Annotated in this window: 9 protein-coding genes; 5 read left to right on the forward strand and 4 right to left on the reverse strand. The window is 60.9% G+C overall.

Annotated features, from left to right (window positions below; all coding sequences use genetic code 11):
• Positions 1–2 precede the first annotated feature (2 nt).
• Together AC57B1_RS35890 and AC57B1_RS35895 are read right to left on the reverse strand one after the other, a co-directional pair.
• Complete coding sequence (locus AC57B1_RS35890) at positions 3–1,157, reverse strand: ABC transporter permease (protein WP_091792651.1); 1,155 nt, start codon at positions 1,155–1,157, stop codon at positions 3–5.
• 145 nt (positions 1,158–1,302) lie between these two features.
• Complete coding sequence (locus AC57B1_RS35895) at positions 1,303–2,349, reverse strand: sugar ABC transporter substrate-binding protein (protein WP_091792652.1); 1,047 nt, start codon at positions 2,347–2,349, stop codon at positions 1,303–1,305.
• A 276-nt stretch (positions 2,350–2,625) separates the two neighbouring features.
• On the opposite strand from AC57B1_RS35895, the gene AC57B1_RS35900 reads away from it, so the two are divergent.
• From AC57B1_RS35900 to AC57B1_RS35915, 4 genes are all read left to right on the forward strand, one after another.
• Positions 2,626–3,507: a MurR/RpiR family transcriptional regulator gene (locus tag AC57B1_RS35900; protein ID WP_007181073.1), complete on the forward strand. Its 882-nt coding sequence runs from the start codon at positions 2,626–2,628 to the stop codon at positions 3,505–3,507.
• The gene (gene iolG, locus AC57B1_RS35905) at positions 3,500–4,516 is read left to right on the forward strand and encodes an inositol 2-dehydrogenase (protein ID WP_408354161.1); all 1,017 of its coding nucleotides are present in this window, start codon (positions 3,500–3,502) and stop codon (positions 4,514–4,516) included. The genes AC57B1_RS35900 and iolG overlap by 8 nt, the downstream gene beginning before the upstream one ends.
• Positions 4,516–5,559 carry a Gfo/Idh/MocA family oxidoreductase gene (locus tag AC57B1_RS35910; RefSeq protein WP_496420064.1) on the forward strand — a complete coding sequence of 348 codons (1,044 nt, stop codon included), beginning with the start codon at positions 4,516–4,518 and terminating at the stop codon, positions 5,557–5,559. The genes iolG and AC57B1_RS35910 overlap by 1 nt, the downstream gene beginning before the upstream one ends.
• A gap of 887 nt (positions 5,560–6,446) precedes the next feature.
• The gene (locus AC57B1_RS35915) at positions 6,447–6,674 is read left to right on the forward strand and encodes a sulfurtransferase TusA family protein (protein ID WP_041746333.1); all 228 of its coding nucleotides are present in this window, start codon (positions 6,447–6,449) and stop codon (positions 6,672–6,674) included.
• A 136-nt stretch (positions 6,675–6,810) separates the two neighbouring features.
• Here the strand turns inward: AC57B1_RS35915 and galU are convergent, their stop codons facing one another.
• Together galU and AC57B1_RS35925 are read right to left on the reverse strand one after the other, a co-directional pair.
• A complete protein-coding gene (gene galU, locus AC57B1_RS35920; RefSeq protein WP_091792656.1) occupies positions 6,811–7,692 on the reverse strand; it encodes a UTP--glucose-1-phosphate uridylyltransferase GalU in 882 nt (293 codons plus the stop codon).
• Positions 7,693–7,765: 73 nt separating this feature from the next.
• Positions 7,766–10,645, reverse strand: a complete 2,880-nt coding sequence (locus AC57B1_RS35925) for a valine--tRNA ligase (protein ID WP_496420065.1) — start codon at positions 10,643–10,645, stop codon at positions 7,766–7,768.
• A gap of 341 nt (positions 10,646–10,986) precedes the next feature.
• Between AC57B1_RS35925 and AC57B1_RS35930 the strand changes: the two genes are divergently transcribed.
• A complete protein-coding gene (locus AC57B1_RS35930) occupies positions 10,987–14,859 on the forward strand; it encodes a helix-turn-helix domain-containing protein (RefSeq protein WP_496420066.1) in 3,873 nt (1,290 codons plus the stop codon).
• Positions 14,860–14,953 lie beyond the last annotated feature (94 nt).

Below are 14,953 nucleotides of genomic sequence, written 5' to 3' on the forward strand. Positions count from 1 at the left end.
CGTTACGCCTGCGAGACGCGGCGGCGCACATAGTGATTAAACAGCACGGCGATCAGCAGCATCACGCCGAGGAATACGCGAAACCAGTCGGAACTTACGTTCGTGTAGGTAATGCCGATCTGCACCACGCCGAAGATCAGCGCACCGAAACACGCGCCGACCACCGATCCGTAGCCGCCCGTCAGCAAGGTGCCGCCGATCACCGCGGCGATGATCGCTTCGAACTCCTTCTGCAAGCCCCGGTCGGCGGCAGCCGAGCCGATATCGCACACCTGCAGCACCGCGAACAGGCACGAGCAGAACGCGGTCAACACGAACAGCGAAATCTTCACGCGACGCACCGGCACGCCGACGTTCTTGGCGGCGTTGGCGTCGCCGCCTACCGCGAGAATCCAGTTGCCGGCGCGTGTTTTCGCCAACACGAACGCGCAGACCGCGGCGAGTCCGAGCCACCACAGAATCACCTTCGGAATGCCCGGCACGAGCGCGTGGCCGTTATCGAGCAGCGTGCCGATGCCGTGATGCGCGAGCATCGTGAAAAGACCGTTCAGCGCGACGCCGTGAAACAGCGTGTTCGCAAGCCAATCCTGTTGCGCGAGATCGCCGACGCCGGAGACGATGGTGCGGTCGGCGAACATGATCGACAGCGCGAGCGTGAGGCCGCGCAAGATAAACAGGAACGCGAGCGTGACGATGAACGAGGGCAGGCGCGTACGCATGACAAGATAGCCATTCAGCGCGCCGAGCAGCATCGAGCCCGCAAACGCGAACAGAATGGCGAGGGAAATCGGCCAGTGAAAATAGACCGATGGAATCGCGACCATCATGCCGGCGAAACCGATCATCGAACCGATCGACAGATCGAACTCGCCGGCGATCATCAACAGACACGCGCCCACGGCGAGAATGCCCAGATACGCGGACACCTGCGACCAGTTCATCACGCCGTCGAGATTGAACATGCCGGAGTTGCCGGCCGTCAGCGCGAAAACGAGAAACACCAGTACCGCGCCGGAAATCGCGGCGAATTCGGGGCGGTTCAGCACATGGCCGAACCTGGATTCCTTGCGCAGCCGTTCATCCGAATCGGGCAGCGGCGGGGCTGCCTCGGCATTCGTCTTGACGTGCGGTGGGAAGTGTTTGCCGGCTACACCCATGATGTCTCCTTGGAACCCGGTTGTGCCTGCCTCGCGCGGGGATGAATTGCGAGAACGACAGCCGGTGAAATGCGCGGTGGCGGCGGGCGGCCCTTCCGGTATCGGAACGGTGCCCGCCGTGCGCGTGACTAACTAGAGAAAAGAATCAGCGGTACTGCCCTGCGTACTTGATGACCTTGTCGAGGTTTTCCTTGGTGATGAAGCCCGGGCCCGAACGGATATTCTTCGGCCCGTAGGACGGCGCGAGACCGTAGGTGGCAAGCCGTTCCTTGAACTTCGGATTCGCCTCGAGAATCTTGCGGATCTTCGCGGGATCGGTGGTGTGCTCTTTTTTCACGATCGCCAGCACGGCCACGGGGATATAACCTTGCAGGTACGGCTGCTGGTCTATCGCGAACTGGATCGTGCCGTTCTGGATCGCTTTGGCGATGTCGTCGGAGAAGTCGAACGTGCAGAAGTAGATCTTGCCCGCCAGACCCATTTGCGTGACCGCTTTCAGGGTGGCCGAAGCCGGGGTCGGTCCGAGCGTCAGGATTGCACCGGTGTTCGGGTGATTACGCAGATACGCGCTGACCTTCGATTGAATTTCGGTCGGGTCCTGGCCGGAGTCGATGGTGGACGACTTGTAATCGACGCCGATCGCCTCGGCAAAACCGCGGCAACGGTCGAACGACACGGTGTTGGTGGCGAGGTGATTCACGCACAGGAACGACTTCACGCCTGCTGCCTTGGCTTTCTCACCGGCGGCTTTGCCTGCCACATATTCGGGCTGGCCCACGTGCATGATCGCGCCGAGTTGCGCGCTCTGTTCCTCCGTGCCGGAATTGATCGTGACGAGCGGAATCTTTTTCGCGGTGACTTTGTTGATCGAGCTCTTCAGCACGTCGAAGTCGGCGATGGTGACGATCACGCCGTCGTAGTTGCGCGCGGCGGCCTGCTCGACCAGACGCGCCATATCGGCAATGTCGCCGTTCGGCGGATTGCGATAGTCGGTCTCGACGTTGAAGTCCTCGTCGGCCTGTTTGATGGCGTTCTTGATGGTGTTCCACCACGAATCCGAATCCGGCGCGTGGCTGATCAGCACGAAGTGTGCGTCAGCCGCGCGGGCGGCCGAGGCCGCGCCGAATCCCGTCGCCAACGTCAATGCCGTCACCAGAATCCTGAGCGTAGCCTTGCCCTTGCAAAGTCTCATTGTCTCCACCTTTCTCGGTATGTCGTTTTTGAAGGGAGCGTCTGGCGGGCGGCTTTTCATCCGCATACGGCCCGGGTGTGTCCACCAAAGCACCATCGCTCACGACCAAGATTAGGCCATCTTCCAAGGTGTTGCAATGAAAATTTCATTGCAAATAAAAATGGAAAATACGTTCCATTTGATTCGGCGGCTGCCTATAATCGGCAGCGTCAGGAGGCCGTGTGGCGGGCGTGACGAGCGGCTGCCGCACTGCAATAAAGCACCCGAGAGAGAGCCATGGCGGAAGAGAGCACCGAAGAATTGCCAAGCGTCGAAGAATTGATGCAGCGCATCGCGGAAAACTACGACGCGTTGCCGCGTCAGTTGAAGAATGTCGCGACCTATATCGAGCAGCACCGTTCGAGCGTGATGGTGGACCGCACCAGCGACATTGCCGCGAGTTGCGGCGTGCATCCGTCCGCCGTGGTGCGTTTTGCGCAGCGCTTCGGCTTTTCCGGATTCTCTGATCTGCAGGCGGTATTTCGGCAGGCTTACACCGGACAGGGCAGTTCGTCGCCGAGTTATCAGCAGCGGATTCGCAAGCTGATCGACGAAAAGCCGGGCGCGCTGTCCGGCGGCTCAGTGGCGCGTGAATTCATCGCGGCCTCGCGCGGCGGTCTCGAAGAACTCGAAGCAGGGCTCGACGACAAGCAGTTCGACGCCGCGGTGAAGATGCTGCAGCAGGCCGACAACATTTACGTGATCGGCGTGCGGCGTTCGTTTCCGGTGGCGAGCTATATCGTTTATGCGTTGCAGCACACGCCCAAACGCGTGCATCTGGTGTCCGGTTTCGGCGGCATGTACCGCGAACAGATTCGCAGCGTGAAAAAAGGCGACGTGGTGATTGCGATCAGCTTCGCGCCCTACGGAAAGGAAACGCAGTATTGCTTGCGTGTTGCGCATCATCACCAGGCAAAGACGCTCGTTATTACGGATAGCCAACTATCTCCGCTCGCACGTTACGCCACCACGCAATTGTATGTAAAAGAGGGCAGCGCGTTCGCGTTCCGCTCGCTGACCAGCACGATCTGCTTGTGCCAGGCGTTGTTCATCGCGCTCGCGTACAAGCTCGAATTGAATGTTGAAGAATCCAAAGACACCGGAGGATACGATGACTGATGGGGCAAAGACGATCGACGTGGCCATATTCGGCGCGGGGCGCATCGGCAAGATTCATGCGGCGAATCTCGCGCGGCAGCCGGGCGTGCGGCTCAAGTACGTGGTCGACGTGAATCGCGAGGCGGCCGCCGCGCTCGCCGCCGAGCACGGCGCGCAGGTCGCGGATATCGACGGCGCGATGGGTGATGCGTCCGTTGGCGCGACCGTGATCTGTTCGAGCACGGACACGCATGCGGATTTGATCATGCAATCCGCGGCGCAGAAGAAGCATGTGTTCTGCGAGAAGCCGGTCGATCTGACGCTGGCGCGCGCGCAGGCTTGCGCGGACGCGGTCGAGCGCGCGGGCGTGGTATGCATGATCGGTTTTCAGCGCCGCTTCGACCCGACCTTCTCGGCGCTGAAGGCACGTCTGGACGCCGGCGAAATCGGCACGCCGGAAATGCTGGTGGTGACGAGCCGCGATCCGGGTGCGCCGCCGGTCGAGTACATCCGGCATTCGGGCGGCATCTTCAAGGACATGCTGATTCACGACTTCGACATTTTCCGCTGGATTCTCGACGACGAAGCCGACACGCTGCATGCCACCGGCAGCTGTTTGAGCGACCCGGCGATCGCCGATGCGGGCGATATCGATTCGACCGCTGTGACGATCCGCACGAAGCGCGGCCGCCTGTGCCAGATCAACACCGCGCGTCGCGCCGCGTACGGCTATGACCAGCGCTTCGAAGTGCTGGGCAGCGCCGGCATGCTGCAGGCGGGCAACGTGCGGCCCACGGAAGTCACAGCGTACTCGAAAACCGAGGTGTCGAGCGATGTGCCCGAGGCGTTTTTCCTCGAACGTTATCGGGCCGCTTACGCGCATGAAATCGCGCATTTCTTCGATGCCGTGACGCACGGCAAGCCGGTGCGCACCACGGTGGCGGACGGCCTGAAAGCGCTCGAACTCGCCGAAGCCGCGAGCCGTTCGTGGCGCGAGGGCCGCGTGGTCAAACTGGGCGAGGCGTTGTGATGACGGCGGCTGCGGCACGGCTGCGGGTGGGCGTGGTCGGACTCGGGCGTCTCGGCAAGCGGCATGCGGAAAATCTGGCGTATCGCGTGCCGGGCGCGTCGGTCGTGGCGGCTTGCAGTCCTGTGGAAGAGGAGCGGGCGTGGGCGCGTGAAGCGTTGCCCGCGCCGCGGCTGTACGACGATTACGCGGCGTTGCTCGCCGATCGGGAGGTGGATGCCGTTTGGCTGGTGACGCCGTCTTCGTTGCACGCGCAACAGATTGTCGATGCGTTGCGCGCCGGCAAGCATGTGTTTTGCGAGAAGCCCTTGTCATTGGATCTCGCGGAGTGCGAGCGGGTGCTGGCCGAGTCGGCGCGCTATCCGCATTTGCAGGCGACGATCGGCTTCATGCGGCGCTTCGATCCGAGCTATAAGGATGCGTTCGACAAGATCGAAGCGGGCAAGATCGGCAGGCCGTTTCTGGTGCGCTCGCAGACTGCCGATCAGAACGATAGCGACGGTTTTTTTGTGCGCTTTGCGGCGACGTCTGGCGGGATCTTTTTAGATTGCACGGTGCACGATATCGATGTGGCCCGGTGGTTATTGGGCAGGCCGCGGGCCAAACGCGTGTTTGCGGCGGGTGTTGCCGCGATGCACGAAGGGCTGCGTGAGTTCGGCGATGTCGATAACGGTGTGGCGATCTGCGAGTTCGAAGACGGCAAGCTGGCCATGTTTTATGCGTCACGGACGCAGGCGCACGGAAATGATACGCATAGCGAAGTGATTGGTAGTGGTGGGGCGCTGGCTATTGGCCATAATCCGCGTGCGAATCGCGTCGAGATTTATGACGCCACTGGGATCCGGAACGAATGTACGGCGAATTTTTTTGATCGGTTCGAGGATGCGTTCTTGTTGGAGGCGCGGGCGTTTGTCGCTGCCGTGCGAGGTGGGGCTGGTTCTGCGGCTGCGCAGGCCGGGGCTTCGCTTGCCGATGCTTTGGAGGCTACGCGGATTGGGGGGGCGTTGAGGGAGTCGTTGTTGAGCGGGGAGGCGGTTGGGTTGTAGGGTTTTTGGGGTGTTGGCCTTTGCTTGATTTGTTGGTGGTGTATTAGCGTTGCCCCTGTGCGGGGCGGCACCTACTTTCTTTGCCGCGGCAAAGAAAGTAGGCAAAGAAAACCGCTTTGAACCGCCAGCCCATAAGCGGGTCCCCCGCACAGTTGCAGTAGTGGTGCATCTGGAATCGGTGTCCTTGCACATTCAGCCTTCGTGACAAAGCAGTCATTCTTCCGGCGGCGCTGCGCGCGCCGTTGTGGTCGTTCAAATAACCAAGTGTGTTTGGGCTTGGCGGCGGGACTGGGTTACCCAGTTGGGCTCTGACGCGACCGGCAGCAGATTGCGATGCCGCGTCGCCCACGTCAGGACCTCCAAAACCACTGCCCCTTCAAAGCATCGCCGAGGCGTAGCCGATGGCCGCGGTAGCGCAGACGCAACCGCTGGTTCAAAGGTGGACCGTTCCGACGAGCGCGGAGCGCGAGGTGGGAGGGATGACGCCCTTGTCACTGAAGCCGAATGTGCGAGGACACCGATTCCAGATGCGCCACTACTGCAACTGTGCGGGGGGCCCGCTTATGAGCTGGCGGGTCAAAGCGGCTTTCTTTGCCTCCTTTCTTTGCCGCGGCAAAGAAAGGAGGTGCCGCCCCGCACAGGGGCAACGCTAATACACCACCAACAAATCAAGGAAAGGCCAACACCCCGGCGAGAACAAGCAGATGCCGCCCCGCACAGGGGCAACGCATAGAGCACCGCGAACTCAGGAAAAAGGCCAAAACCCTAAAAGAACAACAACCAAAACCGCGCCCCTCCGGCACCCCCACTGCCCCTGCGGTAGAATTCAACCCTCCGTCCGGCGTCACCCACGACGCCCCTCTCCCCGAAGGTCATCGTCGATGCAAATTCAGATTCACAAGGAAGTCGATGCGCGCGGGCTGATGTGCCCGCTGCCCATTTTGCGCGCCAAGAAGGCGCTCGCCGACATGGAAAGCGGCCAGATTCTCAAGGTGCTGGCCACCGATCCCGGTTCGCAGCGCGATTTCGCCGCGTTCGCGAAGCAGACCGGCAATGAAATCGTCGAAAGCTCGGCGCAGGACAAGGTTTTCACCTTCCTGATGAAACGCCGCTGAAACCGGCGCACCGGCGTTCATGCCGGCCCAGTCTGCCGTCCAGAAAACAAAAAAGGCGCTGTGCCCGCGAAAGCGGGGCACAGCGCCTTTTTGCTTAGCTTCGACGCCTAACGAAAGTCTGGCGGAAGAAAGCCGTTCAACCTTCCAGCACCGGCGAACGCGTGCGCAGATATTCTTCGAAATCCGCAGCCACTTCCGGGTGACGCAAGGCGAATTCGACCGTCGCCTTCAGATAACCCAGCTTGCTGCCGCAGTCGAAACGCGTGCCGTGATACTTGTAGGCCAGCACCTGTTCGTCGGCGAGGAGCGACTGAATTGCGTCCGTCAGCTGCAATTCGCCGCCTGCACCCGGCTTCAACGCACGCAGATGTTCGAAGATGCGCGGCTTGAGCACGTAGCGGCCCACCACGCCGAGATTCGACGGCGCCACGTTCGGCTCCGGCTTCTCGACGATGCCCGACATCTTGATGATCGAATCTTCCCATTCCTTGCCGTCGACAATACCGTACGACTTGGTTTCCTGCGCCGGGATCTCTTCCACGCCGATCACCGAGCTGTGATAGTGGTCGAACACCTCGATCATCTGCGCCATGACAGGCGGCGTGCCGTACAGCAAGTCGTCCGCGAGAATCACGGCAAACGGGTTGTCGCCCACCAGCTTCTCGGCGCACAGCACCGCGTGACCGAGGCCGAGCGCCTCCGGCTGACGCACGTAGAAGCAATCCACGTGGCTCGGCTTGATGCTGCGCACGAGCTCCAGCAGCTTGTCCTTGCCGCGAGCCTCGAGTTCGGCCTCGATCTCATACGACTTGTCGAAATGGTCCTCGATCGCGCGCTTGCTGCGGCCGGTGACGAAGATCATTTCGGTGATGCCGGCCGCCATCGCCTCTTCGACCGCGTACTGGATCAGTGGCTTGTCGACGATCGGCAGCATCTCTTTCGGGCTCGCCTTCGTGGCAGGGAGGAACCGGGTGCCAAGACCTGCTACCGGAAAAACCGCCTTTGTAACTTTTAGCATGTGATTACCCTGAATCCTCTGGATTAGCTATCGGTCCTTGCCCGCCTCTTAGGGGGCGGGCATGGAGCGTCGATCAGACCGGCAAGCGCGCCAATTGGGCTTTCAGCTTGCCCACTGTGGCTTCGAATTCTGCCAGTCTTTTCTGCTCCTGCTCAACGACTGCCGGCGGCGCCTTTGCAACGAAACTCTCATTCTGCAATTTGCCGTTGCACTTGACGATTTCCGTGCTCAGCCGCGCAATCTCCTTCGACAACCGCTCGCGCTCGACTGCCACATCGATTTCCACCTTCAGCACGAGCTTGTCATTCCCTACGATAGCAATTGGCGCGCCATCCGCCTGCGCATCCAGCGTTGCCTCGTCGGCAATGATCTGCACTTCGGACAAACGGGCCAGTGCCTGTGCGTACGGAGCAAAGGTGCGCAAGCGCTCCGCGTTGCCGGTAGCGAGCAACGGCACCTTCACCGCCGGCGACAGATTCATTTCGCCGCGCAGATTCCGGCACGCATCGATCACTGCTTTCAGGTCGGCCGCCCACTGCTCGGCGTCTTCATCGATCTTCGACGGTTCCGCAACGGGGTAGGGCTGCACCATGATGGACGCTTCGCCCTCGGCTTTGCCCTCGGGGTAACGTCCGGCCAACGGCGCCACTTTTTGCCACAGCGCCTCGGTGATAAACGGAATCACCGGATGCGCGAGGCGCAGCACCGTCTCGAGCACGCGCAGCAGCGTGCGGCGTGTTGCGCGCTGCTGGTTCGGTTGACCCGTCTGGATCTGAACCTTGGCGAGTTCGAGATACCAGTCACAGTATTCGTCCCATACGAACTTGTATAGGGCGTTGGCCACATTGTCAAAACGATAGTCGGCGAAACCCTTGGCGATTTCCGCTTCCACGCGTTGCAGGCGCGAGACGATCCAGCGGTCGGCCGACGAGAAAGTCAGGTGCCCGTCCGGGCCGCATTCACCGCATTGTTCCGGCTTGCCGAAGCCGCAATCGTGGCCTTCGCAGTTCATCAGCACGAAACGGGTGGCATTCCACAGCTTGTTGCAAAAGTTGCGATAGCCTTCGCAGCGCGCGAGATCGAAGTTGACGTTGCGCCCGAGGGTGGCCATGGAAGCCATCGTGAAGCGCAGCGCGTCGGTGCCGAACGCCGGGATGCCGTCGGGGAATTCCTTACGGGTCTTCTTTTCGATCGACGCGGCCTGCTTCGGGTTCATCAGGCCGGTGGTGCGCTTGGCGACCAGCGCGTCGAGGTCGATACCGTCGACGATATCGATCGGGTCGAGCGTATTGCCCTTGCTCTTCGACATTTTCTGGCCTTCGGCGTCGCGCACGAGACCGTGCACGTACACCGTGTCGAACGGCACCTTGCCGGTGAAGTGCGTGGTCATCATGACCATGCGCGCCACCCAGAAAAAGATGATGTCGAAGCCGGTGACCAGCACCGACGACGGCAGGAAGTGCTTGAGTTCCTGCGTTTCATTCGGCCAACCGAGCGACGAGAACGGCACCAGAGCAGACGAAAACCACGTGTCGAGCACGTCTTCGTCGCGTTTGAGGGCGCCCGTGTAGCCGGCCGCAGCGGCCTTGGCGCGCGCGTCTTCTTCGGTCTTCGCCACGAAGATTTCGCCGTTTTCGCCGTACCACGCCGGGATCTGGTGGCCCCACCAGAGCTGGCGCGAGATGCACCAGTCCTGAATATTTTCGAGCCACTGGTAGTAAGTGGTGGTCCAGTTTTCCGGCACGAATTTGATTTCGCCGCTGCGCACCACGTCGAGCGCCGTTTCCGCGATCGATTTACCGGGATTGAAGGTGCCTTCCGGCGCCGGCTTGCTCATGGCGACGAACCATTGGTCCGTCAGCATCGGCTCGATCACGACGCCCGTGCGGTCGCCGCGCGGCACCATCAGCTTGTGCGGCTTGACCGATTCGAGCACGCCGAGCGCTTCGAGGTCGGCCACCACCTGCTTGCGGGCTTCGAAGCGGTCGAGGCCGCGGTATTTTTCCGGCGCGTTGTCGTTGATCTTCGCGTCGAGCGTGAGGATTTCGATTTGCGGCAGCTTGTGGCGCAGGCCGACCTGGTAGTCGTTGAAATCGTGCGCAGGCGTGACTTTGACGACGCCGGTGCCGAATTCGCGGTCGACATAATCATCCGCGATGATCGGCACTTCGCGGCCCGACAGCGGCAGCGTGACCGTCTTGCCGATCAACTGCGCATAGCGTTCGTCTTCCGGGTGGACCATCACGGCGGTGTCGCCGAGCATGGTTTCCGGGCGCGTGGTGGCGACCGTCAGATGGCCCGAGCCGTCCGTGAGCGGGTACTGGATGTGCCAGAGCGAGCCGTTTTCTTCCTCGCTGACCACTTCGAGGTCGGAGACGGCGGTGAGCAGCACCGGGTCCCAGTTCACGAGGCGCTTGCCGCGATAGATCAGGCCCTGTTCATACAGGCGGACGAACACGTCGCGCACGGCGGCCGACATTTTGTCGTCCATCGTGAAATATTCGCGCGACCAGTCGATCGAGGCGCCCAGACGCCGCACCTGGTTCGTGATGGTCGAGCCGGATTGCTGCTTCCATTCCCACACGCGTTCGACGAACTTTTCGCGGCCGAGGTCGTGGCGCGAGACGCCTTGCGCGTCCAGTTGCCGTTCGACGACGATCTGCGTGGCGATACCCGCGTGGTCCGTGCCCGGCACCCACAGGGTGTTTTCGCCGAGCATGCGGTGGTAGCGGGTGAGGCCGTCCATGATCGTCTGGTTGAACGCGTGGCCCATGTGGAGGGTGCCCGTGACGTTCGGCGGCGGCAGCTGGATCGAGAAATCCTTTTTGTTCGGCTCGAAGGAGGGCGCCGCGTAGGCGCGCTTTTCCCATTCAGGGCCCCAGTGGGCTTCGATGGTATGGGGCTCGAAGCTCTTGGCAAGCGTGGAGGTGGTGTCGCTCGGGGTCTCGCTCATTGTGTCGGGTCGGCTGGTGAATGCAAAGAATGCTCGATTATAAGCGGCGCTCCGCGGCCAGGGATTTTTGCTGTTTTGAGACGCCGCTCGCGTGTGCGTCGGCGGCTTCGGCCTTTTTCGGGTCGTGCTCGGGCCGCTGGCCTCTCGGGACTGTCGCGGACGGGCATTCGCGGCATGGCAGCTGCCGCCGCGCAAGCCGGAGCCGTCCGCGAAGACCGACATCGGGGTCGATACACCCAGGTACGACATCTCCGGACTTCGGCCATGCTGCAATGGGCCCGACAGCACGGCGCCTCTCCCATGTTTGCTGTCATTCTTTCCTTCATACGGAGTCTGGAAAAATGACGATATCCCCAGCGAGCGGTTGGACTTCTCCCGTCCGGGACGATTTTTCCAGACAGAACAGAGAGACTGAAAAGCCCAAGCCGGCAGACCATGCGCCGCCGGATCCGACTCTCGCGCGACCGATAGCTGCGCTGGCGGCCGCGAAGCAGAGCGAAGCCCGTGCCCCTCGGCCGCGGTTTTCCACGTCAGCCGCTTTATCGTCGCGCCAGACATCCGGCGAGGCGCTCCTGGCGCATGTCGCACGATCGGGCCACGCGACGGGGAGAGGCGACACGCTGGAGGTGCCATCGGTTCAAAGCCGTTCCCCGAGGGCTGTATCCGCTCACGCCGGTGCCGTGGCAGGACGGGTTCCCCACGGCCTGAACGGCACGCTTCCCGCTGCGGCCGCCGACCCGCAGCAGGCCACGCCAACCGCTCGCGCGCTGCCCGATGCGAGTCTGGAGGAGTTCAAGGCACTCAACACGAACTACGACACGCTAGATGGCGAAGCTCACCGCAGCAGCGAGGCGAACTCCCGAATTGCGCAAAAAATTGAAGCCGGTATCCAGCAGGAAATGACCGGATATCCGCCTCAGGTGATCCAGCTCCAGGAAAGACAAACGCACCTGCAAGGGATGCTGGCCGAGCTGCCGGATAGCGAACGTCAATTCTATAGTGGCGTTCTTGCGACGTTGGGCGTGGCCTATCAGCTTGAAACCGATCAGGACAAACGCTACGCGATCAATGAGAAATTGACCGGCGTGGAGAACGCCGTTCGTGAAGGAGTCAGCCGGGTTCGCAACAATCCTGTCGAGCGGGTGCTGGGTCATTTCAACCCGCCCATGGGAGAGGCTTATCTGAATAAGGAAGACCGGGAGCGTGTCGGTCAACTGGAGAAATTGCGCGAAGAATTCCTCGGGGCTGCGGACGCCGGCGAACGGGAGGATCTGTTCGCCGAAGCCAGCGACCTCAAGAGCAAACTCCAAGGGCGAATCTCGGTCGAAGTCGGCAAACGCCAGCTCGTGGAAAAGGCCCGTTGGAAAGAGGCCAACGGCGAAGTGGACCGCATTCTGCAGGAAGCACAGGCGCAGACCGATCCCGCCAGGCGCTACGAACTGATTGGCCGCCAACTCTTTCAGATCAACCCCGGACAGGACGATTTGAAGGATAAAGTCGTTCTGGCCTTTACCCAGCGCATGCACGACTCGCCGCAATGGCGGGACACGTTGGATACCTGGCACGATCAGGTCAGCGGCCCACTCAATGCGCATTCAGTCGGCGCGGCCAAACGATATACGGATATTCTCGGCGACCTGCCGCCGGTGAGCGCCGACTACGTGCGCGATCTCAGCGACCGGTACAACGCCGTCCTCAAGGACGTCACTTACAAAGACTATTCGATCACTCCCGCGGCGCGCGCGGAAAAAACGGCCGGGCAAGTCCTGGAAGGCGTCGAGCGTGTGCTTCTCGGTCTGACGCCTTTAGCGCCGCTGGCGGATCTCCAGCCTTCCTCCCTGCCGGACAACGTCCGCATGGGACTCGATTACGGTTCGGCGTTGCTGGGCGTGCTGGGAGGAGAAGGCTGGGGTATCGCCAGAGAAATCGGTCTTTCGGGTAAGGCGCTTTCCGCAGCGGCGCAAGATGTCGAGGCGGTCAATATGGCGGGAGAAGGAGGCGCCTCAGCAGGCAAAGGTCTGATTCAGGCCGCGGGCGAAGGCATTCTCGAGGGGCGACAGGCAGAACAGACCTTGAGTCGCGACGCGCAGGCAGCGGAAAAAGCGTTGCGGGAGCAGACCGTTGCCGAGGCGGGGCCCGCAGTGGATCCGATCAGCCTGCTTGCGCGCCAGAGCGTGGGGGACAGCCCCTATGGGTCAATGGCGAGCTATGCCGATCCTGGCGTCTCGTTGAAAGATCTCCGTCCGGGCTCGACCCCGGGGATCCTCGTGGATGCCAAAGGTGACCGGTATATCGAACTGGGCGGAGCGGCCTATCACGTCCGCTTTGACCGGGACACCGAAAGCTGGCGGGTGTTTAGCAAAGGAGCGGATTTGAAACCGCAATATCCCGTTCGCCTGAATGAAACATCGCACCAGTGGGAGCTTGACAGTGAGGTGGGGCTGAGGGGCGGAGCCCCGGGGAAAAAAATGAGCCCCGAAGTCCGGCAGGAACTCATCAGACTGCTAAAAGAAAAAGAGTTATCGGTCAGCCAGATTGCAAAGAGATTCGGAATATCTGATTCAACAGTGAGAAGAATTGCGGATAACGAGAAAATCACCGGGGTTCGGGCCATCTACAAGCCTAAAGTACCCGTCACGGATGAAATGCGACGAGAGGTTATCAGGCTGCTGAGAGAGGGTCAGTTGTTACAGGTCCAGATAGCCGATCAACTGGGAATTTCGGAAATGACTGTCAGCAGGATTGCGGCGACTGCCGGCATCAGGTCAACCGCCAGACGCGCGTTTCCTCAACGGGCAATCAAGCCGGAAATTCGACTGAAAGCCATTCAACTGTTAGAGAAAGGCGATCTTTCACATAGACAAATAGCACGCGAATTGGGGGTCTCCCTTTTTACAGTGAACAATATCGCGAAGAAACAGAATATCCCGCTTACCGCCGCGGCCTCCCTGCGCAATCTGAAAACGTCACCGGGAGACCGTGAGAAGATCATCGAGCGACTCAAGGAGGGAATGACGAGCCGGGAAATAGTCGCGCAGACCGGTGCATCTCAATCGAACGTGTCGTTGATTGCGAGGCGGGCGGGCCTGGCTCCTCCGCTGCCGAAGGGCGTTACGCCCGAGCAGATCGACCAGATATTCGCACTGAACGACCAAGGGAAAAACACCGGCGAAATCGCCGGTGCAGTCAAGTTGTCGAGGGGTAAGGTCAGAGACGTTCTTGCGAATTACAACGCCAATACCTACAAAAGGTCGTGGTGGGATACGACGCCGGAAAACCGCACAGCGGCGATCCAGCAACTGGACGAGGGCAAAACGTCCAGAGAAGTTGCCCGGGACCTGAATCTTCCACTTGAAACGGTACGGGGGGTGGCCAATGAGCACCGGATGGCAAGGGATTCGCTGGCGAGCGAACTTCTAGCCAAAGGCAAATCTCCTGAAGAGGTGGCTGACTCCCTGGACATGCATCCGGAATATGTGAGGCGTCTGACGCACGGCGGACCCGAGAGTACACACGACCTACATTTCACGTCGAAAGACCGGGACGCGGCAATGGACATGTTCGAAAAGGGTTATGACAAAGAGGAGGTTGCGAGAAAACTCGGCATCTCCCCATGGAAGGCACGCAGTCTTGTGAAGGAATTCCAGACGCAAAGCATGCACTCTGTCACGTCCGAGCAACTCGACGATATCGCGCGAATACTCAGCAACGTGAACTACAGCTTGTCGACTGGCGATTTCGCCCAGGCAACCGCCTTGCCCGAGAGCACGATCGCGCTCGTCGAGCAGGAATATGCGGGTGGCTTCATAGCGCCCTCGCGGTCGCCTCAACCGGGCACATCCTCAGCCATGTCGCCGGGTGCCATCGACCATTACGAATGGATTCCTCCGCTCTCGCCGGAGCAGGAAATCGAGGCAGTTCGTGCAATGAATGAAGGCGAGAGTCTGAAGGACGTGGCTGCGCGACTCAAGCAGCCTTACGCGGCGATTGAGCGTTTGCACGAGGGGGATCTGCCCCTCCTCGCGCCGCAGGACGAGGCTATCGACGCCGTCCCGGTAGCACTGCCTCATCCGGCAACGACTGCGTTCAGCGAAGCGGATCGAACTGAGATTCGAATTCTGGCGCAGAGGAGCGGCGTGAGCGCGTCATTCATTGCCAATCTGATTGGCGCACCCGTGGAAGACGTTCAGACAATATTGGACTCGACTCCCTGAGCACTCCGACATCAAATGAGAAAGCGCTTGCCAGGTGTCGGGCGCTTTCTCATGGCGGGGCCGCGCAGCGGCGCGCCTGAACAGGCATGGACAA

The sequence above is a fragment of the Paraburkholderia sp. BGA-UO-ETr-F21 genome (assembly GCF_059567925.1).

Bases quoted from the DNA above. Each gene is read 5' to 3' on its own strand.
- iolG (WP_408354161.1), top strand. From the start codon at position 3,500: ATGACTGATGGGGCAAAGACGATCGACGTGGCCATATTCGGCGCGGGG.
- AC57B1_RS35910 (WP_496420064.1), top strand. From the start codon at position 4,516: ATGACGGCGGCTGCGGCACGGCTGCGGGTGGGCGTGGTCGGACTCGGG.
- AC57B1_RS35895 (WP_091792652.1), bottom strand. From the start codon at position 2,349: ATGAGACTTTGCAAGGGCAAGGCTACGCTCAGGATTCTGGTGACGGCA.
- galU (WP_091792656.1), bottom strand. From the start codon at position 7,692: ATGCTAAAAGTTACAAAGGCGGTTTTTCCGGTAGCAGGTCTTGGCACC.
- AC57B1_RS35890 (WP_091792651.1), bottom strand. From the start codon at position 1,157: ATGGGTGTAGCCGGCAAACACTTCCCACCGCACGTCAAGACGAATGCC.
- AC57B1_RS35930 (WP_496420066.1), top strand. From the start codon at position 10,987: ATGACGATATCCCCAGCGAGCGGTTGGACTTCTCCCGTCCGGGACGAT.
- AC57B1_RS35925 (WP_496420065.1), bottom strand. From the start codon at position 10,645: ATGAGCGAGACCCCGAGCGACACCACCTCCACGCTTGCCAAGAGCTTC.
- AC57B1_RS35900 (WP_007181073.1), top strand. From the start codon at position 2,626: ATGGCGGAAGAGAGCACCGAAGAATTGCCAAGCGTCGAAGAATTGATG.